Source organism: Alteromonas sp. ABH4_456 (genome assembly GCF_056160645.1).
This window is the reverse complement of record NZ_JBSWXO010000015.1, coordinates 1-17,660: the sequence shown is the minus strand read 5'-3', so window position 1 is coordinate 17,660 and position 17,660 is coordinate 1. Positions and strand designations below refer to the sequence as shown.

Sequence of the window (17,660 nt, the reverse complement as noted above, 5' to 3'; positions counted from 1 at the left end):
CAATCCGCCGCGGCACCGGCGATGATTCGTACAGGCTTAAGCGGGATCAGGATGTTACTGTGATGCCTTCAGAGCTGATTTTGTCCAGCACATTACGCCACCGTGATAATCTGGCCGAAGGAGAACCGGATGATTTTTTCTGGCCCGGAGACCAGATCCCCATACTGTTAAAACTGAACACAGGAATGAGATCTGTTCGCTGCCGTGCTGGCAACACTTCTGAAATTAAACTGTCGAGGATCATAGGCTGACTGGTGGGAGTTTCATAATAACCCAGAACCATGTGCGCCTGTGTCACAGTGCTGCGGCGCCCTCCCACTTTAGCTTTTACGTAGATAAGACGCAGCTTTTCTTCGGCGACCCCCAGTTTGAGCAGGAAGATATATTTAGCGATAGCGTAATCTTCACAATCGCCCAGTTCTTTAGCCAGAAACTCTGCCGGTGATGCCCAGTAATCGCTTTGCTTCCAGACGATATCATCGGTTTTGTAGGTTACGTTATCGCGAAAGTAAGCATTAACCAGCAGAAGCTGCTTCGACTCCGGCAGGTTCTGCGCTTCATTGAACATGCCTTCCAGACCCGCCTGGCGGCCTGCATTAACTTTACCGCCATGTCTGGCGACAGCTTGCCAGAATTTGCCAAAATTAATATCGACAAATGCGCGGGTAACAAATGCGTTTGTCAGCAGGAAACAGGCGATCACTATAATGCACAGCCGGCGCTGACTGAATGAACCGGAGTTACCCTGGAGGAGTGATTGTTTCAACAGGAGCACAACTACTCACCCTGATAAAGACTGAGCATGTACTGTACCACGTACGGCGAGTTTGTCACTTTGTTGCAACCTGATCATCAATGTTAAGCCGCGCCACACCGTCGAAACCGATAGACAGCAGAACTTCCTCGTCTTTTTCAGATACTACGCCATCAGCGATCACCACCATTCCCAGTGAGTGGGCAAGATCAGCAAGACCATTCAGGTATACCTGATTTGAGCGGTTGTTCACCACGTCATACACGTAAGTACTGTCAACCTTTAGATATTTAAGGCCAAATTCATGCACATCGGCCACCTTCGAAAAGCTTTCTCCCACTCTTTTAAGCCCGGTATCCACTTTGAAATAATCAGCCAGCTCACAGAACTGACGGAAGGATTTAGGATGGTTGGCAGCTGTATGCTCCCGCAACTCCAGCGATAACCGGGTGATCACATCCTGATTCGCTTTTAATAAATCTTCCAGTTGTGTTCTGTTAAACGTATCCAGGATTGTTTCCTGATAAAGCAGCACCGCGCAGCATTTATCGGGATTGTCTTTCAGCCAAGCCAGCGCTTTCTTCAGTGCCAGAAGGTCGATTTTATCTACGGTATCAAAGCGGCGGGCCGCTTCAGTAAAACGTCCGAATCCTCGCATTTCATCGCCGTCTTTATACAGCACGAAAGCTTGATAATGCATGGTTTTACCGCTGTGGGTATGAACACTCACTGTCATCAGTTCGGCAGACTGACTGGCGATGTCGAAATCCTTCTGCCATTTCTCTTTGCTGTCACAGCGATAGTGCGTTTCCGGCAACGGCTGCAGATTAAAACCGAAAACAATTTCACTTTCCTGCACTTCTTCCAGTAATCCGTCAACCCGGTCGAGCAATTCGTAACTCGCTTCATCAGCCCGGATGTAGACGCCGGCGGTGACGCAGTGAATATTCAAATCGGCAAAATCCGGACTGTGCTCCAGCGGATTGTCTTCCATAAACACTTCCTGAATCCCTTCCAGATCACGGCACTCTGTCAGCAATACACAAATATCTGTTTCATTGATTCGGGCCATGCGGAAATCGGTGTAAAGCTCACTGTGTTCACAGTAGAAGCCGTCCAGCCGGTCAGCAAACTCTTTTACGAACTGATTAAATATCTCCGGCGCAAACGCCTGAATATCGCCTTTGTCTTTCATCAGGCTGTGCATGAGCAGCACGTTCTGACCATCTTTATCACGAAATCTCAGTTGAGATTCAAGTAGTGTAAAGAAGGCATTGATATTAGGAATATTAGTAACGGGGTCATGCTGGTCCCGTTCCCTGGCAAGTTCAAGCCGGCGGTTGTTCTCAACAAGGTTTGCCTTAAAGCGGTCGGCCAACGAGTTCATGGCATTTACGACCCGGGCAAAGTCGGCAGTCCAGGGCAGCGCAATTTTTATAAATTTCCTCTCGGAAAAACTGTTAGCCTGGTCGACAATAGTCCCCAGCGGTTTCAGGATGACACGTAAAATGAGGGAGCCGATTATCCCGATCCCTACAGTGAGGATCACGATACTCATCACAAAACTTTTAAACTTCGACCACAATGTATCCATGGCAAAGGCAGTCTGACTTTCAACATAAAGGGTACCAAACTGATCCCAACCGTCACTCACCTGAGAAATGCCGGGCGGTACGGTCAGTTCCGCCATGGCCTGAAACCAGTCCGGCGCGGTTGACGCTTCTCCCTCAAAGTAGATCTCGTCGATAACATTCCCGTCCGTGCCTTCAAGCCGGATAAGTGAATAATGCCCCGAATCAAATTTTGCAGACAGCATGAGGCGAATGCCGGCTGGTGATTTCTCCGCCTGCGTCAGCACCAGTGCCAGTGAATTCGCATCATCAATGTTCTTCAGATACAGCTGTTCCTCGGTGTTTTTCTGCGTAGAGAAAAATAGCACCAGAAAGCTCACCACACTGTTAATGGCAATAATGGTGAGAATGGCAATCCACAGCTGCTTATTCAGGGTCATTAACAACTACTCTATTCAGCGTCTATCTCAACGGGAAGGACCATAACAAACTCAGTCCCCTTACCCACTTCACTTTTTAGTGTCAGCTGTCCCTGCATCTTGTTTTCTGTCAGGTTCTTCACGATATGTAACCCCAAACCGCTGCCACCTTCTTCACGGCGGGTGGTAAAATAGGGCTCAAACATTACTTCACGAAACTCTTCAGGGATCCCTTTACCGTTATCATTGAAGGTGATCGTTGCCTTGCCATCCGCTGATTCTGCCCTAATTTGAATTTTAGGGGACGTAATGGATTTATCGAATGCGTGAATAGATGCATTGAACAGTAAGTTTGTCAGGACCTGAGACAGGGCTCCCGGAAACCCCTTCATAATAAAGGTGTCGGGCACCTTACAATCCAGCACAATTTCAATTTGCTTCGCTTTCAACTGCGGTTTTACGCTGCTCAGCACACTTTCGATGGTACCCTTCAGCGGGAACGCCATCAGCACATCAGCGCTTTGGTTTACCGCATTGGTTTTAAAGTCACGGATGAGTTTGGCAGCACGTCCTAAGTTGAACGAGAGCAAATCGCTTACTTCGTTACTGTCATCTATAAAGTCTGAGAAATACTCTTCCGTAAGGGTTCCGTCTTTGAAACTTTTATCAAGATCATCAACACTTTCTTTAAGGTGCGACAAAGATGTGATCGCCACACCGAGAGGGTTATTTACCTCATGAGCCACCGTTGCCACCATGCCACCTAAGTTGCACAGCTTCTCCATTTCGATGGCCGCTTCCTTCTTTTCCTTCAGATACTCACTTTCTATGAGTAACGGCGTGAATTCGTCCAGCAATTTCGTCAGACCTGCATCGTTTTCATCTACCGGCGTTTGCGTTACCAGAACAATGAATCCACCCACATGCTGTTCATCGGCAATCACATACACAGAGCAAACTTTGTCCGCCATACCTGCCTGTGCCATCCAGTCAGAGAAACTGGCATCAACGACGCTGCGTTCTGCCCAGCGATTTCCCCCCTTACCGGCCAGCAAGGAACTTAACATGCTGTTTTCCAGTTGACGGCCGGGAATACACCCCATGCAGTCCACGGCAATACTGGCCTCGTCACTCACATGCCAGCTTGATACATGATAACAATCAGCACCAATGTAGACGGCCTGATCCAGCAGCGGAAACTGAGACTGTACCGGGAGTGCCCGCAGCAAATCAGGGCTGAGTAACGCCGCCATCGATTCGGTTACAGATTTGGACACGATACTCTCCTCTTAATCCGGATAGCGGGCACGCAGAGACCAGAAGTCATCAAAATTGGCCAGTAAGATTTCCGCCAGTTGGGGATCAAACTGTTCACCTTTTTGCGCTTCTATCTCTGAAATAATGTTTTCTTTCGGCCACGCCTCTTTATAGCTGCGTTTTGAGCCCATGGAATCGAAGGCATCAGCCAGCGCGGTGATCCTCGCAGCCAGAGGGATGTCTTCGCCCTTCAGGCCCTCAGGGTAACCGCCACCGTTCCACTGCTCGTGATGTGCATAGCAAATCTTCGCCGCATTCTTAATCATGGGTTTGTTAGAAAGGCTCAGCATATCCGCACCGACTTTGGGGTGAGACTTCATGATGCCCCACTCCTCCGGGGTGAGTTCTCCGGGTTTATGTAAAATAGAATCGGGTATGGCGACTTTGCCCAGATTGTGAACCGGTGCAAAACGGCGGATATTTTCAGCTTCATCATCGCTTAAACCTGCCATAATCGCGAGTTTGTAGCTGATTTCTGCCACACGTTTAACATGCGCGCCAACTTCCTTGGTGCGTAATTCAACAGCGCTCCCCAACATGTGGATAATGTCTTTTTGTGTCTCTGAAATTTCTTCTGTAATCATCAGGTTTTCGTAAACCAGCGAGACATTTATGCAGTAAATTTCCAGAAACTCTTTCTGTGCATCAGAAAGCGTACCTTTGGTGTCGATAAACAACAGGTTCTCATAACCCAGGTCGGTACAGTTATAGAACACATAGCCAGAAGGGAAATGCTGAGACTGTTTAGAAGCCAAAACCTCTTTAAAGCAGTTTTCCACTTCGTCAGGCACTTCAGGTTGGTGGCTTTCCTTGATGTCAGCCAAACTTCCGGTAGCTGCCAATACCGTGCGGCCTTTACTGGCTTCGGCGCTTTGCGGGAAGGTAGAACAATAAATAGCACTGGAGTCCAGTTGCAGCAGGTTCATGATTTCCTTCAGCACCGCTGAGGCGAACTCGTTAAGCGCATGGGTCTGCAACATTTTAGTGGTACTTTCAATGACCTGACGCAGACCTTTCCGGTGGCTCTCAATGGTAGAGATATCGCGGTATGAGCGCAGCCCTGTGTACATCAGGGTTTTCAGCTTCTGGCTGGTTAATTCCGTTTTTTCTTTGTAGTCATTGATATCATAGCGCTCAATGACTTCATGTTCAGGCGCCTGACCGGGCTGACCGGTACGTAATACCAGCCGGCAGGCTGTGTTGTTCAGCTCTTTACGCACATAATGCACCACATCCAGGCCGGCATGATCCGTTTCCATTACTACGTCCACGAGGGCCAGCGCGATGTCGGTCTCTTTTTCGAAAATCTCCTTCGCTTCTTTTCCGGAATACGCATGCAAAAACTGAATTTTCTTGCCGTCAAAACGGAAGCGCTTTAACGTCAGGTCGGTTACCCGGTGAACTTCGGTTTCATCATCGATAATCAACACTTTCAACGGTGAGGTATCTTTCTGCTCTGCCGCGTCATCCACAGACTCAGCTGGTGCAGCTTTCTGCTTGGCAAATAATGGATTCCCCATAGTTTACTCCTTCTCTTCTAAGTCTTTAATTCGTAGTGATATCCACAGACCACCTCCGGGAACTGCACCATGGTTCAGTTCACCTTTCAGCTTACTTTTCACCAGGTTGTACACCACGCTTAAGCCGAGGCCGGCATTACCGGCACCACGGTTGGTGGTATAAAAGGGGTCAAAAATTTGTGCGAGATTTTTCTTTTTCACGCCGCTACCGTTATCAGCAAACTTCAGCAACACGGAGTTACCGAAGGAAGAAACCCGGATTGAAATAACACAGTCTTCATTCTTCTTCGCAAACGCATGAACCTCTGAGTTCGATGCAAGGCTGGCGAGCACCTGAGTAATAACAGTAGGGTAGGTATGGATTTGTGCCCGCTTGCCAATTTCCACATCAAATTTAATCTTCGTTGACATGGCATTCTGCTGATAATGCTCAACAAAGTTTTCAACGATTTCGGCCACGTCAACCAGCTCTGTTTTGGTGGAATCGTCTGCATTAATGACGTCAATTTTCTTAAATGATGCAATCAGCTTAGATGCCCGGCCCATATTTTCCAGTGCCATGCCCAGCATTTCCTTACCGGAGGACAGAAAATCTTCAAACTTTTCCTGATCCAGTTCACCTCGATCGAAATCTTCTTTCAAATCCCGCATCAAATCGTTCACGTGGGAACAACTGGTAATACTGATCCCCAGGGGCGTATTCACTTCATGGGCGATACCGGCAACCAGTCCCCCCATTGCGCCTATTTTCTCGGCCTCAACCATCTTACTCTGGGCGAACTTCAAATCCTGCAGGGCCAGCTGCCGGTCATCACTGAGCTTGTGTAATTTGAACGCGAAATAAACCAGATACAGCACCATCAAACTGAACAGGAACGCTATGACAGGGATAGCTACATAATATTGGTTGAATAAATTTGCCGGCGGATAAATCACCATGGACCAGACACGGTTAAACAGGAAGATTTCGCCGTTAAAAGGCTTTGCCAGGGTCGCAGAATATTTCACATCAGAAAAAGCCAGTTCTTTTCTGTTTTCTCCCTCACGGTAAACAATGAAATTACTGACAATCCTGTTACTTACAGAAAGCTTGGCAGCGCGGTGTAGATCAACCACCATAGCCAGCAATAAGTTGTGTTCTGGCATAATGCGGTTAAGTAATACGTATTGCTGCTGACTATCATTAACACTGAAAAGGTCGGAGGCGAAATTGTCCAGTTTTGACGCTTCCCGTAACTCAACGTTCCGCTTCATCGCCAGCGTTACTTCCCGTTTGGTAAATTGGGGATATGAATCAGATGCCAGCCAGTACTGAGGCTCCGGTAAGGTGGTTTTAGCTCCCATCTCACGGGAGTCAAAATTGAAAACGCCGATACCGGCGATGGACAGGTTGTATTCCAGAATCAGACCGCTGAAAGAATCAAATTCAATTTCATCTACATTTGAGGAAGAGTCAAACAATTGATGCACAGAGTGCAGGGTGTACTCCATGTCCTCAAGGTTACCATTAAACTGGTCATTGAACTCTTTAACCGGTCCGTCGAAAGATGCGGCGCGCTCCTGCTCTGTCAGTTGCAAATACACTTTGTAACCGCCAAAGGTGCAAAGAATACTGAAAAGCACACTCAAAAAAGTGAGCACGTTTTTTTGAAGAATTAAATTCACCCCTACCTCTCCGGATTCTCAGCGCTGTTAAAGGGCAGTTCGTTTGAATTGGCCAATCTTAAGCAGCAAGGCCACCCTGTCTTTCACTCTGTATTTCTTAAGAATAGACGACATATGCTCTTTTACCGTTCTGACAGTAATATTTAGCTTATCCGCCATATCCTGATTAGAATCACCGTCCAGTAAAAGCCGCAAAACTTCCTTTTCCCGTTCAGTGAGTACTTCGGTCTGCGCCTCTTTAAACTCATAATCCGGATGTTCACTGAGGCGGTGAACCATCGCCGTGACGAGTCCGCCGGGGATCCACATGCCGCCGGCCATGACAGCACTGGCAATTTCATTGCAATGGCGTATCAATTCGGTTCCGTTGCAATAGCCCCGTCCGCCAACTACCAGACTTCGTTGCATTTCCTTGATATCAGGTGCATGGCTGATCACCACAGGATGCACACCCAACACACTGCTTTCCCGCACAAAACGTAACCAGTCAGTTTCACGGGTATCGACCCAGCAGATCCCCCCGTCAGCAGCAAGGGAAAATGAAACTTCGTGCCACGCTATTGCATCAGATAGCGGTGCATACTCCTTAAGCGACTCTCCTAACACGAAAAATTTCATTCCTAACGTTCTCCTAATGCTGATGAAGAGGCCCTGATAAGCGGGTTTAGCAGGTACTGCATGACAGTACGATTACCGGTGATGATATCTACCTGCACCATCATGCCCGGCAGGATATCCATATTGAGGGCGTTTTTATCTTCGGTGGAAAGCCTGACGAGGTAGTAAGTCCGGTCCTGATCGTCAGTCACGGTATCAGCACTGATGTGCTCTACGCTGGCTTCCATACCGCCGTAAATAGCAAAATCATAAGCACTGAATTTCAAAATGGCGGGCTGCCCTAATTTCAGAAAAGCGATATCTTTGGGTGGGATTTTTGCCTCAACGATTAACCGGTCATCGGCAGGAATAATTTCCACAACGGCACTGCCCGGTGTCACCACACCACCCACAGTATTTACCAGCAGTCTCTGAACGGTACCGGCGACCGGCGCGCGGATTTCAGATTGTTTCACCACATCTTCCAGACCGGTTTGAGACTCCTGCAAGGATTGCATGGTGGCAACCGCTTCATTGAGTTCTTCATTCCACCGGTTCTGCATTTTCAGGCTGGCTTCTTTAAGATTGTTCTGCTCTTCATCTATGGTTGCCTGACTGCGGGTTATTGCAGCCCGTGTGCGCTGAATGGCCCCCTGATTTTCAATAACCTGCTTTTCCAGCCGCAGAATATCGATTTCAGAAACAGCGCCCGAAGCCATCAGCGGACGTGTGACCGTAAGTTCACGCTGCGCGATAGATAGAGTGTCCTGATATTGCTGTAATTCGGCGCGGTAAGATTGCAAATCCTGCCGGCGCTGGGCAATCCGGCTTTCAAACCTCGACAAGGTTTCTTCCAGTTCTTTCACACTGGAAAAATATAACGCCGTTTCATTGGCAACAATTTCAGGCGCGGCCTGTTTAAGGTCTTCCGGGAAGCTCAATGGCTGCGCCCGTGTCTGTGCCGTCAGCCTGTGAACTTTCGCAGCCACAGCGTTTCTCTTAGAATTGTTTTCCTGCAGCGAAGATAAGTAGCGGGTAGGATCCACTTTCAGGATAATGTCACCGGCGTTGACTTTCTGTCCTTCCTTCACCTGAATGTCCTGAACAATACCGCCGTCATAGGACTGCAAAATCTGAAGCTGGCTGGATGGCACAACCTTACCTTCCCCCCTCGCGACTTCTGCGATGGGTGCAAAACAAGCCCACACAATTAATGCCGTGATTGTCAGTACAACCACATAAAGCAGCGCTTTGGCTCGCAGTGGCCGCTGCTGAATCCGCGCCCACTCGGCTTCTAAAACCCAGTCATTTTCCGGAGGTGGTGCCAGCCAATCGCGGGCCCATGACATAAGCATGATGAATCCTTAGCCTTTAACCGCAGCAGCGAGACGTTTAAGAACTTCCTGACGGGGACCGTCAACAATGATGTGCCCCTGATCGATAACAATAATGCGGTCGACCAGTGAGAGAAGAGTGTGCCGGTGGGTATTCAGAATTAAGGTTTTCCCTTTCGTTTCTCTGTCCAGCAGCTCCTTTATACGTTGTTCGGCAGTGGCATCCATGGCCGAAGTCGGTTCATCCATCAAAAACAGTGACGGACGACGGATGAGTGCCCGTGCCAGAGCAACAGACTGACGTTTGCCCCCGGACAGTAATTTTCCGCCTTCTCCCACACTGAGATTAAGACCGTCAGGATGATGGTTAACAAAGTCAGTTAAACCGCAGGCATTGAGTATCTCCCAGATAAAATCTTCGTCGTAGTCTTCCTTAAACACAGTGATGTTGTCCCGCAAACTTCCGGTAAACAGATTAATATCCTGAGGTACATAACCTATCTGATTACGCAGCGTACTCGGTTCGTATTGCTGTAAATCAATATTATCCAGAGTGATAAGGCCACTGGTTGGCGCATAGGCGTGCAGCAACAGTTTGTGCAGCGTAGTTTTACCGGAACCGTTATTGCCAAGAATTGCTACCCGCTCACCGGCTTCGATGGTGAGGGACATTCTGCTAATCACATGGGATGGCTGCTCAGGATAAGCAAAGGACACTTTATCGAAGTGCAACCGGCCATGAATGCGGGTATGCTGCGTCCATTTTTGTTCGGCTTTTGACTCATCTTCTTTGGCCATTAAGTCAGACAAGGTTTCGTAAGCGGTCTTAGCATGATGATATTGTGACAGCAGGCTGGCAGCCTGTGATAATGGTCCCATTGCCCGTGAAGACAACAAATACGCCGCGATTAGCCCGCCTTGCGTAAGTTCGCCGTCCACGATCAGAAATACACCGACGACAATCATAGACACGCCCACGGTCTGCTGGATCCAGAGAGCAGCACTGCTGACTGATGTTCCTGCGATACGTAATTTGGCATTGAGTTTTGCCAGATAAATGGAATGCTGTTCCCATTCATGCTGCACATGATGACCGGCATTAAAAAACTTAACGTCATCGAACATGTTGACTGATTCAGTGACCAGCCCGTTTCTGGCTGAGCCGGCTTCACTTGCACTGCTGGCGAGCCTGGCCATATTGCGCTGGGCGTAAAGCCCGAAACAAATCAGTAAAAGTCCGCCCACCAGAATTGGCAGTGATAAAAAGTCGTTGATCAGCGCAATAATGACAATAAAAAATACTGCGAAAGGCAGATCGACCAGCGCCACCAGGGTCAGTGAGTTCGTAAATCCGCGGATCGCTTCAAAAGATTGCAGGTTGTTGACAAAGGCACCGGTGGAGGCCGGCTTTTCCTTAAACGAAAAGCCGAGCACTTTTTGCATTAAATTCGCCGTCAGGGTGATATCAATACGACTGGCTGCCAGTTCAACAAAGAAATGCCGCAGCATACGTAATGAAAACTCGGCAAACAGCACCATAGCAGCACCGATAGCCAGTACCCACAACGTTTCCGTCGCCGCGTTTGGCACCACCCTGTCATATACGTTCATCACAAACAGTGGCATGGCAAGAGAAAGCAGCCCGATGAATATTGAGGCAAGCAATACATCTTTATACAGCGAAATCGCTGAAGCTACGGTATGCCAGAGCCAGTGCACACCTTTTTGAGAGTTGGATACCGATGCAGGTTTGCCGATGCGCCTGTCCGGACGTAAAAACATGACGAACTGAGTGTAGTCCTTCTCAATATCCTCTATATCGATGACTTCAACGGTTTCAGGTGCTTCCGGGAATACCACTTCAGCCTGACCGGATTCAATCTGACAGGAAACTAACACGCAGGACCGCTGTTCTGACAACACCAGAATTGCCGGCAATAACGCGGGATTTATTTCAGCCAGCTCACGTTTGACTACCTTGCAATTCAGACCCACCCGGCTTGCAGCACGGGGCATCACCGATGGTGATAATTCCCCGTTGTCCATTGGCAATCCTGCCATAACCGCATCGGGCACGAGGGTAATGCCGTGGAAATCACAAATTGCTTTCAGGCAGGCCATCAGGCAGCCGCCATGGATTTCAGAGGATTCTGCCAGCTTCTCGATTGCGGGGGCAGACAACTTAGGTTGCGCCATTAATTAATATACTCCGGCGAATCTAGTGAAGAATTAAGTACAACGACAACGGCTTCCGCACGCCGGTTAGCCAGGTTCGCTTCAGGTGAAATGTCATTGATGAGGGGCTTATCTTCGCCCAGACCGATGGCAGAGATGCGTTGCTCATTACTGCCGGACTGAACCTTCAGCCATTCAGCAACGGCATTGGCACGCCGTACAGAAAGCATCATATTGTAGTGAGACTCCCCTTCCAGAGAGGCGTGGCCGTACACAACGACGCCGGCTGCGGGGTCTTTACCAAGCGTATCCAGCATAGGCTCAAGTTTAACGAGGTATTTAGGGTCCAGTTCAGCAGAGTCAGCACCGAAAGGAATTACCACTTCTGATTGACGTATCACACCAATGATGTCACCGGAATTTTGCTGCTGAGTTGCGCAACCAAAGTCATCCACTGCGGTATCAAAAGGTGTATCAGGACATTCATCCCACAAGTCGGTAATGCCATCACCGTCTGTATCACGGATCAGAATATTGGTTTCCTGAGACATCACATCGATGGTTTCAGCCGGACAAACGTACATAGGATCGTATACGGCTTCCGACAGACGAATAGCTTCAGTTAAATCAAACTCATCCCGGGTCACCGTAAGGTATTCAGCCAGTTCACCACCACCGGCCATCAAACGTAAAATGGCTTTGTATTGAGTGAAAACAGCTTCGGTGTATGCGCGGCCGGATTCATAGGCTTCGTTCTCTGAGTCCAACAGATCCAATAAAGTCCGGTCACCGATTTTAAACTGATCGAGGTAGGCGGTACGCACCCTGCTGGAAGATAGCCGGTGCTCGTTCAGTGCCGGGATCTGTCTGTCCAGATTGCGAATGTCGTTGTAGGCTATCTGCACTGTCTGACGAACATCGCGGCAGGATTTATCCCGCAGATCTTTAGCCTGATCGGTTACTGCCAGCGCAGCACGGATAGACGCCCGGTCTGCGCCACCATTGTAAAGATTGTATGAGAACTGGAGTCCGATTTGCCCTTCGGTCTGAGTGTTATCCAGACCCGCATCGTCCCTGGACTGAGAACCGTAACTGCCCACCAGATTTAATGTGGGATGATAACGACTTTTGGCTGAATCGATGCCGTAATTGGTTGAATTAACGTTATACCATGATGCCAGAAAACCGGGATTGCGCTTGTAGGCTTCAAGCAAACTCTCTTCCATCGATAACGGGATCTCAGCGTTTATGAGATTGTCTACCGGTTCAAGTTCCGCCGGCGGGCGAAACCCGGTCAATCGCAGGAAGCGGGAAGAAACATCATGCAAATTCGACTGTTCTGTCATCACGTTTGATTCAGCCAGATACAGACGCCCGCTGATCTGTTCCAGATCAGCCCGCCTGGCCACACCGGCAGCAGCACTTTTTTCAATTTGTTTATAAACGTCAACGTGAGTTTTAAGATTGTCTTCTGCCACCAGTAACAACTCGCGGTAAAGCAATACGTCCGAGTAGGCAGTGGCAACCTCTAATGAAATCTGTTCTACCTGGTTTAACAGTTCAAGGAATCTGACCTTCTTCGCCGACTCAAGACGCTTTACTTCCGATGAGGTAAAAAAGCCGTCGTAAAGCATCTGGGTAACAGAAATACGGGCTTCATTGGATACGTAACTCTGGTCGAGACCATAGTTCCGGCGCACCAGACTTGAGCTGGCAGTGACATCCACTTTAGGGAGATAGCCCGATCTGGCAATCTTCACATTTTGTTCTGCTTCCAGAAATTCCCGCCACGCTGCCTGCACATCAGGATTTGTGTCAATGGCTTGTTTTACGACTTCTGTCAGGCTCACTGGTGCTGCGCTCACAAGTGAACCGCCCAGCGAGAAACCAGCTGCCAAGCCCACGGCCAAAATTCGAATCAGCATGAATACCTCATTTCCGTTTACCGACAAATATCCATTTTCGCTATTGATTCCCTGTATTTGTAAAAGTAGTCACGAACTTTGAAGCCCGCAAACCGGCGGGAATGAATTTTTATTACGGAAAAAAAATTTAATTTTTAATTGCTATAAATACAGACATTTAGATTCAGACTGTTCTCTGGTACAGGGTCAAACTTTTTGCGGCAACTAGTTTTTAGTGCATCAAACGCAAAAGGTATTGAATTATGTTGAACGTAACTAATGTGTCCGGTGACGTATTTATACGCCTTCCCAACGGGGATGAATTCCCGGTCTCAGCCGGCGATACGATTCCGTCAGATGCGCAAATCGTTTCAGACAATGGTGGTCAGATCATCACTCAGGAACAGGGAGCCATTGACCTTGCTCCGGGTGCACCGCAACTGGTAGCAGATGTAGAATCATTTGAAGCATCTGCTTTCGATGATGAATTCGTGGTTTACGACGATTCCCTTGATGACATGCTTGCCATGGTTGACGGCGGTGACACGGGATTTGACTCCACCGGTTCGCAGGGCGTTCCGGATATTGACGCCTTGCTGAGTGGCGACGGAGACATCCTTGATGCGTTAGAAGAAACTGCAGCCGGTGGCGGCGGTGGTGCTGGTGGCGGCGGTGCGTCATTTGTGCAGTTAAGCCGTATCGCCGAAGATGTGGATCCGCTGACATTTGATTATGAGCCTGCGACGACTGAACCACAGAATATCGAGCAGGATCCTGAAGGAGCAGCAGCTCAGGACGAACCCACTACACTGGACAATATCACCATTTCCGGTGATTTCCCGCCGGTTGTAGCCGGTGATTCTAACCTGGAGCCCGGTACCCCGATTACAATTACGGTTATTGATGAGACAGGCGCTGAAACGGTTATTGACGTTATCGTTGCAGATGATGGCAGTTTCAATGCTACATTACCGGATACGCTGGAAGACGGTACTTTCGATGTTGTAGTTGAAGCACCGGATCCTCAGAATGGCACGGTTACGGTATCAGAAACATTTGTGGTTGATACTTCACCACCTACTATCGATGTAAATCCCATCGATGTTACCAATGATGAGTTTCCTGAGATCAGCGGCACTTCAGATTTGCCTGCAGGCAGCGAAATATCCATCACCATTACTGATGCAGATGGAAACGAGCAAACTATCACCGCTATCGTTCTTGAAGATGGCAGCTTCTCTGCAACACCGGTAGCCCCTCTTGCGGAAGGCGCTTTTGATGTAGCGGTTACCGCCAGCGATGAAGCGGGTAATACGACGTCAGTAAATGCCACCGGTGAAACAGATTTCACTCCACCAGAGCTTACTTTTGAGGTAAATGCGGCTGAAGGAGAAGCGCCTGTATTAAGTGGTACGACTGATTTAGCTCAGGGTAGTATTGTTGAAATTACCGTGACCGGCGCAGATGGCAGCACTCAAACATTTACTGCTGATGTCCTTGCAGACGGCAGTTTTAATCTGACTTTACCGGACAACTTCGCTGAAGGTGATTACACCGTAGGTGTAACCGCAACCGATGCAGCCGGCAACCAGACTCAGGCTAACGACACCTTCTCTGTAACAGCGGCTGAGTCAGAGCCAGCACCGGCAGAAGAGACAGCACCTGATGCTCCGGATGAAACCGGCGAGACAACCACACCGGGCGAAACCGGCGAGACAACCACTCCGGGTGAAACCGGCGAGACAACCACACCGGGCGAAACCGGCGAGACAACCACTCCGGGCGAAACCGGCGAGACAACCACTCCGGGCGAAACCGGCGAGACAACGACTCCGGGTGAAACCGGCGAGACAACTACTCCGGGTGAAACCGGCGAGACAACCACTCCGGGCGAAACCGGCGAGACAACCACTCCGGGTGAAACCGGCGAGACAACGACTCCGGGTGAAACTGGCGAGTCAACGACTCCGGGTGAAACCGGCGAGACCACTACTCCGGGCGAAACCGGCGAAACAACTACTCCGGGTGAAACCGGCGAGACAACTACTCCGGGTGAAACCGGCGAGACAACTACTCCGGGTGAAACCGGCGAGACCACTACTCCGGGTGAAACCGGCGAGACAACGACTCCGGGTGAAACCGGCGAGACCACTACTCCGCCTCCCTCAGAAGGCTCGACAGATGTCGATCCCTCTGAGCCAGTAGAACCATCAGACCCCGTCGATCCTGTTGAGCCAGATACAACAGCGCCTGAACTGACTATCAATCCACCTGATGTGGATTCTGATACTACGCCTGTCATTTCCGGTACAACAGACTTACCAGCCGGAGAGACCGTTACGCTGACAGTCACTGGTTCAGACGGTAATGAACAAACAATTACAGCCACCGTTGAACCTGACGGCACGTTCAGTGCGGAAGTCCCTGCTGAGCTGGCAGAAGGCGGATTTACTGTTGAGGCCACCGCCACTGACGAAGCAGGTAACACAACAACGGTTACCGCCACGGGCGGTGAAGTTGATACGACTGCGCCAACGGTCACGTTGGATGCGCAAGGTTCAGGCAACGACACCACACCTACGATTTCCGGTACCACCGATTTGCCAGCGGGAGAATCGGTGACGTTAACCGTGACAGATGCTAACGGCGATGCGCAAACCGTCACCGCTACCGTGCAACCTGACGGTACCTTCAGCGCCGATGTACCTGCGGAAATGGCAGAAGGTAGCTTTACTATTGAAGCGACAGCCACCGATGCAGCTGGTAATTCCACGACAGCAACAGCGACTGGCGGTGAAGTTGATACCACTGCACCGATGGTCACACTGGATGCGCAGGGCACCGGTAACGACACCACCCCGACCATCTCAGGTACCACCGATCTGCCAGCCGGTGAATCCGTCACCCTGACGGTGACAGATGCCAACGGCGATGCGCAAATTGTGACGGCTACTGTGCAACCAGACGGTACCTTCAGTGTCGATGTCCCTGCTGAAATGGCAGAAGGTAGCTATACCGTTGAAGCGACGGCCACCGATGCAGCTGGTAATTCCACGACTGCAACAGCAACAGGCGGTGAAGTTGATACGACTGCACCAACAGTCACACTGGATGCACAAGGTACCGGCAACGACACCACACCAACTATTTCAGGCACCACCGATTTGCCAGCGGGAGAATCCGTCACCTTGACGGTGACCGATGCGAATGGTGATGCGCAGACTGTTACCGCAACCGTACAGCCAGACGGTACGTTCAGCGCCGATGTGCCTGCAGAACTTGCAGAAGGTAACTTCACCGTTGATGCTGCGGCAACCGATGCGGCTGGTAACACCGGCACGGCTTCAACCAGCGGTGATATCGACACCACTGCGCCGACAGTTACATTAGACGCTCAGGGCACAGGCAATGACACCACGCCAACCATCTCAGGTACCACCGATCTGCCAGCCGGTGAATCCGTCACCCTGACGGTGACAGATGCTAACGGCGATGCGCAAACTGTTACCGCAACCGTGCAGCCAGACGGTACCTTCAGTGCCGATGTCCCTGCTGAAATGGCAGAAGGTAGCTATACCGTTGAAGCGACGGCCACCGATGCAGCTGGTAATTCCACGACTGCAACAGCAACAGGCGGTGAAGTTGATACGACTGCACCAACAGTCACACTGGATGCACAAGGTACCGGCAACGACACCACACCAACCATTTCAGGCACCACCGATTTGCCAGCGGGAGAATCCGTCACCTTGACGGTGACCGATGCGAATGGTGATGCGCAGACTGTTAGCGCAACCGTACAGCCAGACGGTACGTTCAGCGCCGATGTGCCTGCAGAACTTGCAGAAGGTAACTTCACCGTTGATGCTGCGGCAACCGATGCGGCTGGTAACACCGGCACGGCTTCAACCAGCGGTAATATCGACACCACTGCGCCGACAGTCACTCTGGATGCACAAGGCACCGGTAACGACACCACGCCAACGATTTCAGGCACCACGGATCTGCCAGCCGGCGAATCTGTGACGTTGACGGTCACCGATGCAAATGGTGATGCGCAGACTGTAACGGCTACCGTACAACCAGACGGTACGTTCAGTGCTGATGTCCCTGCAGAAATGGCAGAAGGTAACTTCACCGTGGATGCTGCGGCGACCGATACGGCCGGTAACACCGGCACGGCTTCAACGTCAGGTACGGTGGATACCACTGCCCCAACGGTCACGCTGGATCCCCAGGGCACAGGCACCGACACCACGCCAACCATTTCCGGTACCACGGATCTGCCAGCCGGTGAATCTGTCACCCTGACAGTGACAGATGCGAATGGTGATGCACAAACAGTAACAGCCACTGTGCAACCTGACGGCACATTCAGTGCCGATGTACCAGCGGAAATGGCAG

At 50.1% G+C, this 17,660-nt stretch carries 10 protein-coding genes; 1 reads left to right on the top strand and 9 read right to left on the bottom strand.

Annotated features, from left to right (window positions below):
- Positions 1 to 46: 46 nt before the first annotated feature.
- From ACXAG2_RS18515 to ACXAG2_RS18475, 9 genes are all read right to left on the bottom strand, one after another.
- The gene (locus tag ACXAG2_RS18515) at positions 47 to 766 is read right to left on the bottom strand and encodes a transglutaminase-like cysteine peptidase (RefSeq protein WP_474869420.1); all 720 of its coding nucleotides are present in this window, start codon (positions 764 to 766) and stop codon (positions 47 to 49) included.
- Between the two features lie 64 nt (positions 767 to 830).
- A complete protein-coding gene (locus tag ACXAG2_RS18510) occupies positions 831 to 2,765 on the bottom strand; it encodes a bifunctional diguanylate cyclase/phosphodiesterase (RefSeq protein ID WP_474869417.1) in 1,935 nt (644 codons plus the stop codon).
- Positions 2,766 to 2,776: 11 nt separating this feature from the next.
- Positions 2,777 to 4,021, bottom strand: coding sequence for a sensor histidine kinase (locus ACXAG2_RS18505; RefSeq protein WP_474869414.1), 1,245 nt, complete (start codon positions 4,019 to 4,021; stop codon positions 2,777 to 2,779).
- A gap of 12 nt (positions 4,022 to 4,033) precedes the next feature.
- Positions 4,034 to 5,581 carry a DUF3369 domain-containing protein gene (locus ACXAG2_RS18500; protein ID WP_474869411.1) on the bottom strand — a complete coding sequence of 516 codons (1,548 nt, stop codon included), beginning with the start codon at positions 5,579 to 5,581 and terminating at the stop codon, positions 4,034 to 4,036.
- Positions 5,582 to 5,584: 3 nt separating this feature from the next.
- Entirely contained in the window at positions 5,585 to 7,246 is a 1,662-nt protein-coding gene (locus ACXAG2_RS18495; protein ID WP_474869409.1) for a sensor histidine kinase, read from the bottom strand.
- Between the two features lie 27 nt (positions 7,247 to 7,273).
- Positions 7,274 to 7,864, bottom strand: a complete 591-nt coding sequence (locus ACXAG2_RS18490; protein ID WP_119500297.1) for a response regulator transcription factor — start codon at positions 7,862 to 7,864, stop codon at positions 7,274 to 7,276.
- Between the two features lie 2 nt (positions 7,865 to 7,866).
- Positions 7,867 to 9,198 (bottom strand): HlyD family type I secretion periplasmic adaptor subunit, encoded by a 1,332-nt coding sequence (locus ACXAG2_RS18485; protein ID WP_474869408.1) that lies wholly within the window; start codon positions 9,196 to 9,198, stop codon positions 7,867 to 7,869.
- Positions 9,199 to 9,207: 9 nt separating this feature from the next.
- On the bottom strand, positions 9,208 to 11,373 hold the full coding sequence (locus tag ACXAG2_RS18480; protein WP_474869405.1) for a type I secretion system permease/ATPase: 2,166 nt from the start codon (positions 11,371 to 11,373) through the stop codon (positions 9,208 to 9,210).
- On the bottom strand, positions 11,373 to 13,277 hold the full coding sequence (locus tag ACXAG2_RS18475) for a TolC family outer membrane protein (RefSeq protein WP_474869403.1): 1,905 nt from the start codon (positions 13,275 to 13,277) through the stop codon (positions 11,373 to 11,375). The genes ACXAG2_RS18480 and ACXAG2_RS18475 overlap by 1 nt, the downstream gene beginning before the upstream one ends.
- A gap of 242 nt (positions 13,278 to 13,519) precedes the next feature.
- Here ACXAG2_RS18475 and ACXAG2_RS18470 point away from each other — a divergent pair.
- Positions 13,520 to 17,660: Ig-like domain-containing protein (locus ACXAG2_RS18470; RefSeq protein ID WP_474869400.1), on the top strand; the 4,141-nt coding region annotated here is incomplete at its 3' end.

Excerpts from the sequence above, each read along its gene's own strand:
- ACXAG2_RS18510 (WP_474869417.1), bottom strand. The coding sequence starts at position 2,765 with ATGACCCTGAATAAGCAGCTGTGGATTGCCATTCTCACCATTATTGCC.
- ACXAG2_RS18500 (WP_474869411.1), bottom strand. The coding sequence starts at position 5,581 with ATGGGGAATCCATTATTTGCCAAGCAGAAAGCTGCACCAGCTGAGTCT.
- ACXAG2_RS18490 (WP_119500297.1), bottom strand. The coding sequence starts at position 7,864 with ATGAAATTTTTCGTGTTAGGAGAGTCGCTTAAGGAGTATGCACCGCTA.
- ACXAG2_RS18485 (WP_474869408.1), bottom strand. The coding sequence starts at position 9,198 with ATGCTTATGTCATGGGCCCGCGATTGGCTGGCACCACCTCCGGAAAAT.
- ACXAG2_RS18480 (WP_474869405.1), bottom strand. The coding sequence starts at position 11,373 with ATGGCGCAACCTAAGTTGTCTGCCCCCGCAATCGAGAAGCTGGCAGAA.
- ACXAG2_RS18475 (WP_474869403.1), bottom strand. The coding sequence starts at position 13,277 with ATGCTGATTCGAATTTTGGCCGTGGGCTTGGCAGCTGGTTTCTCGCTG.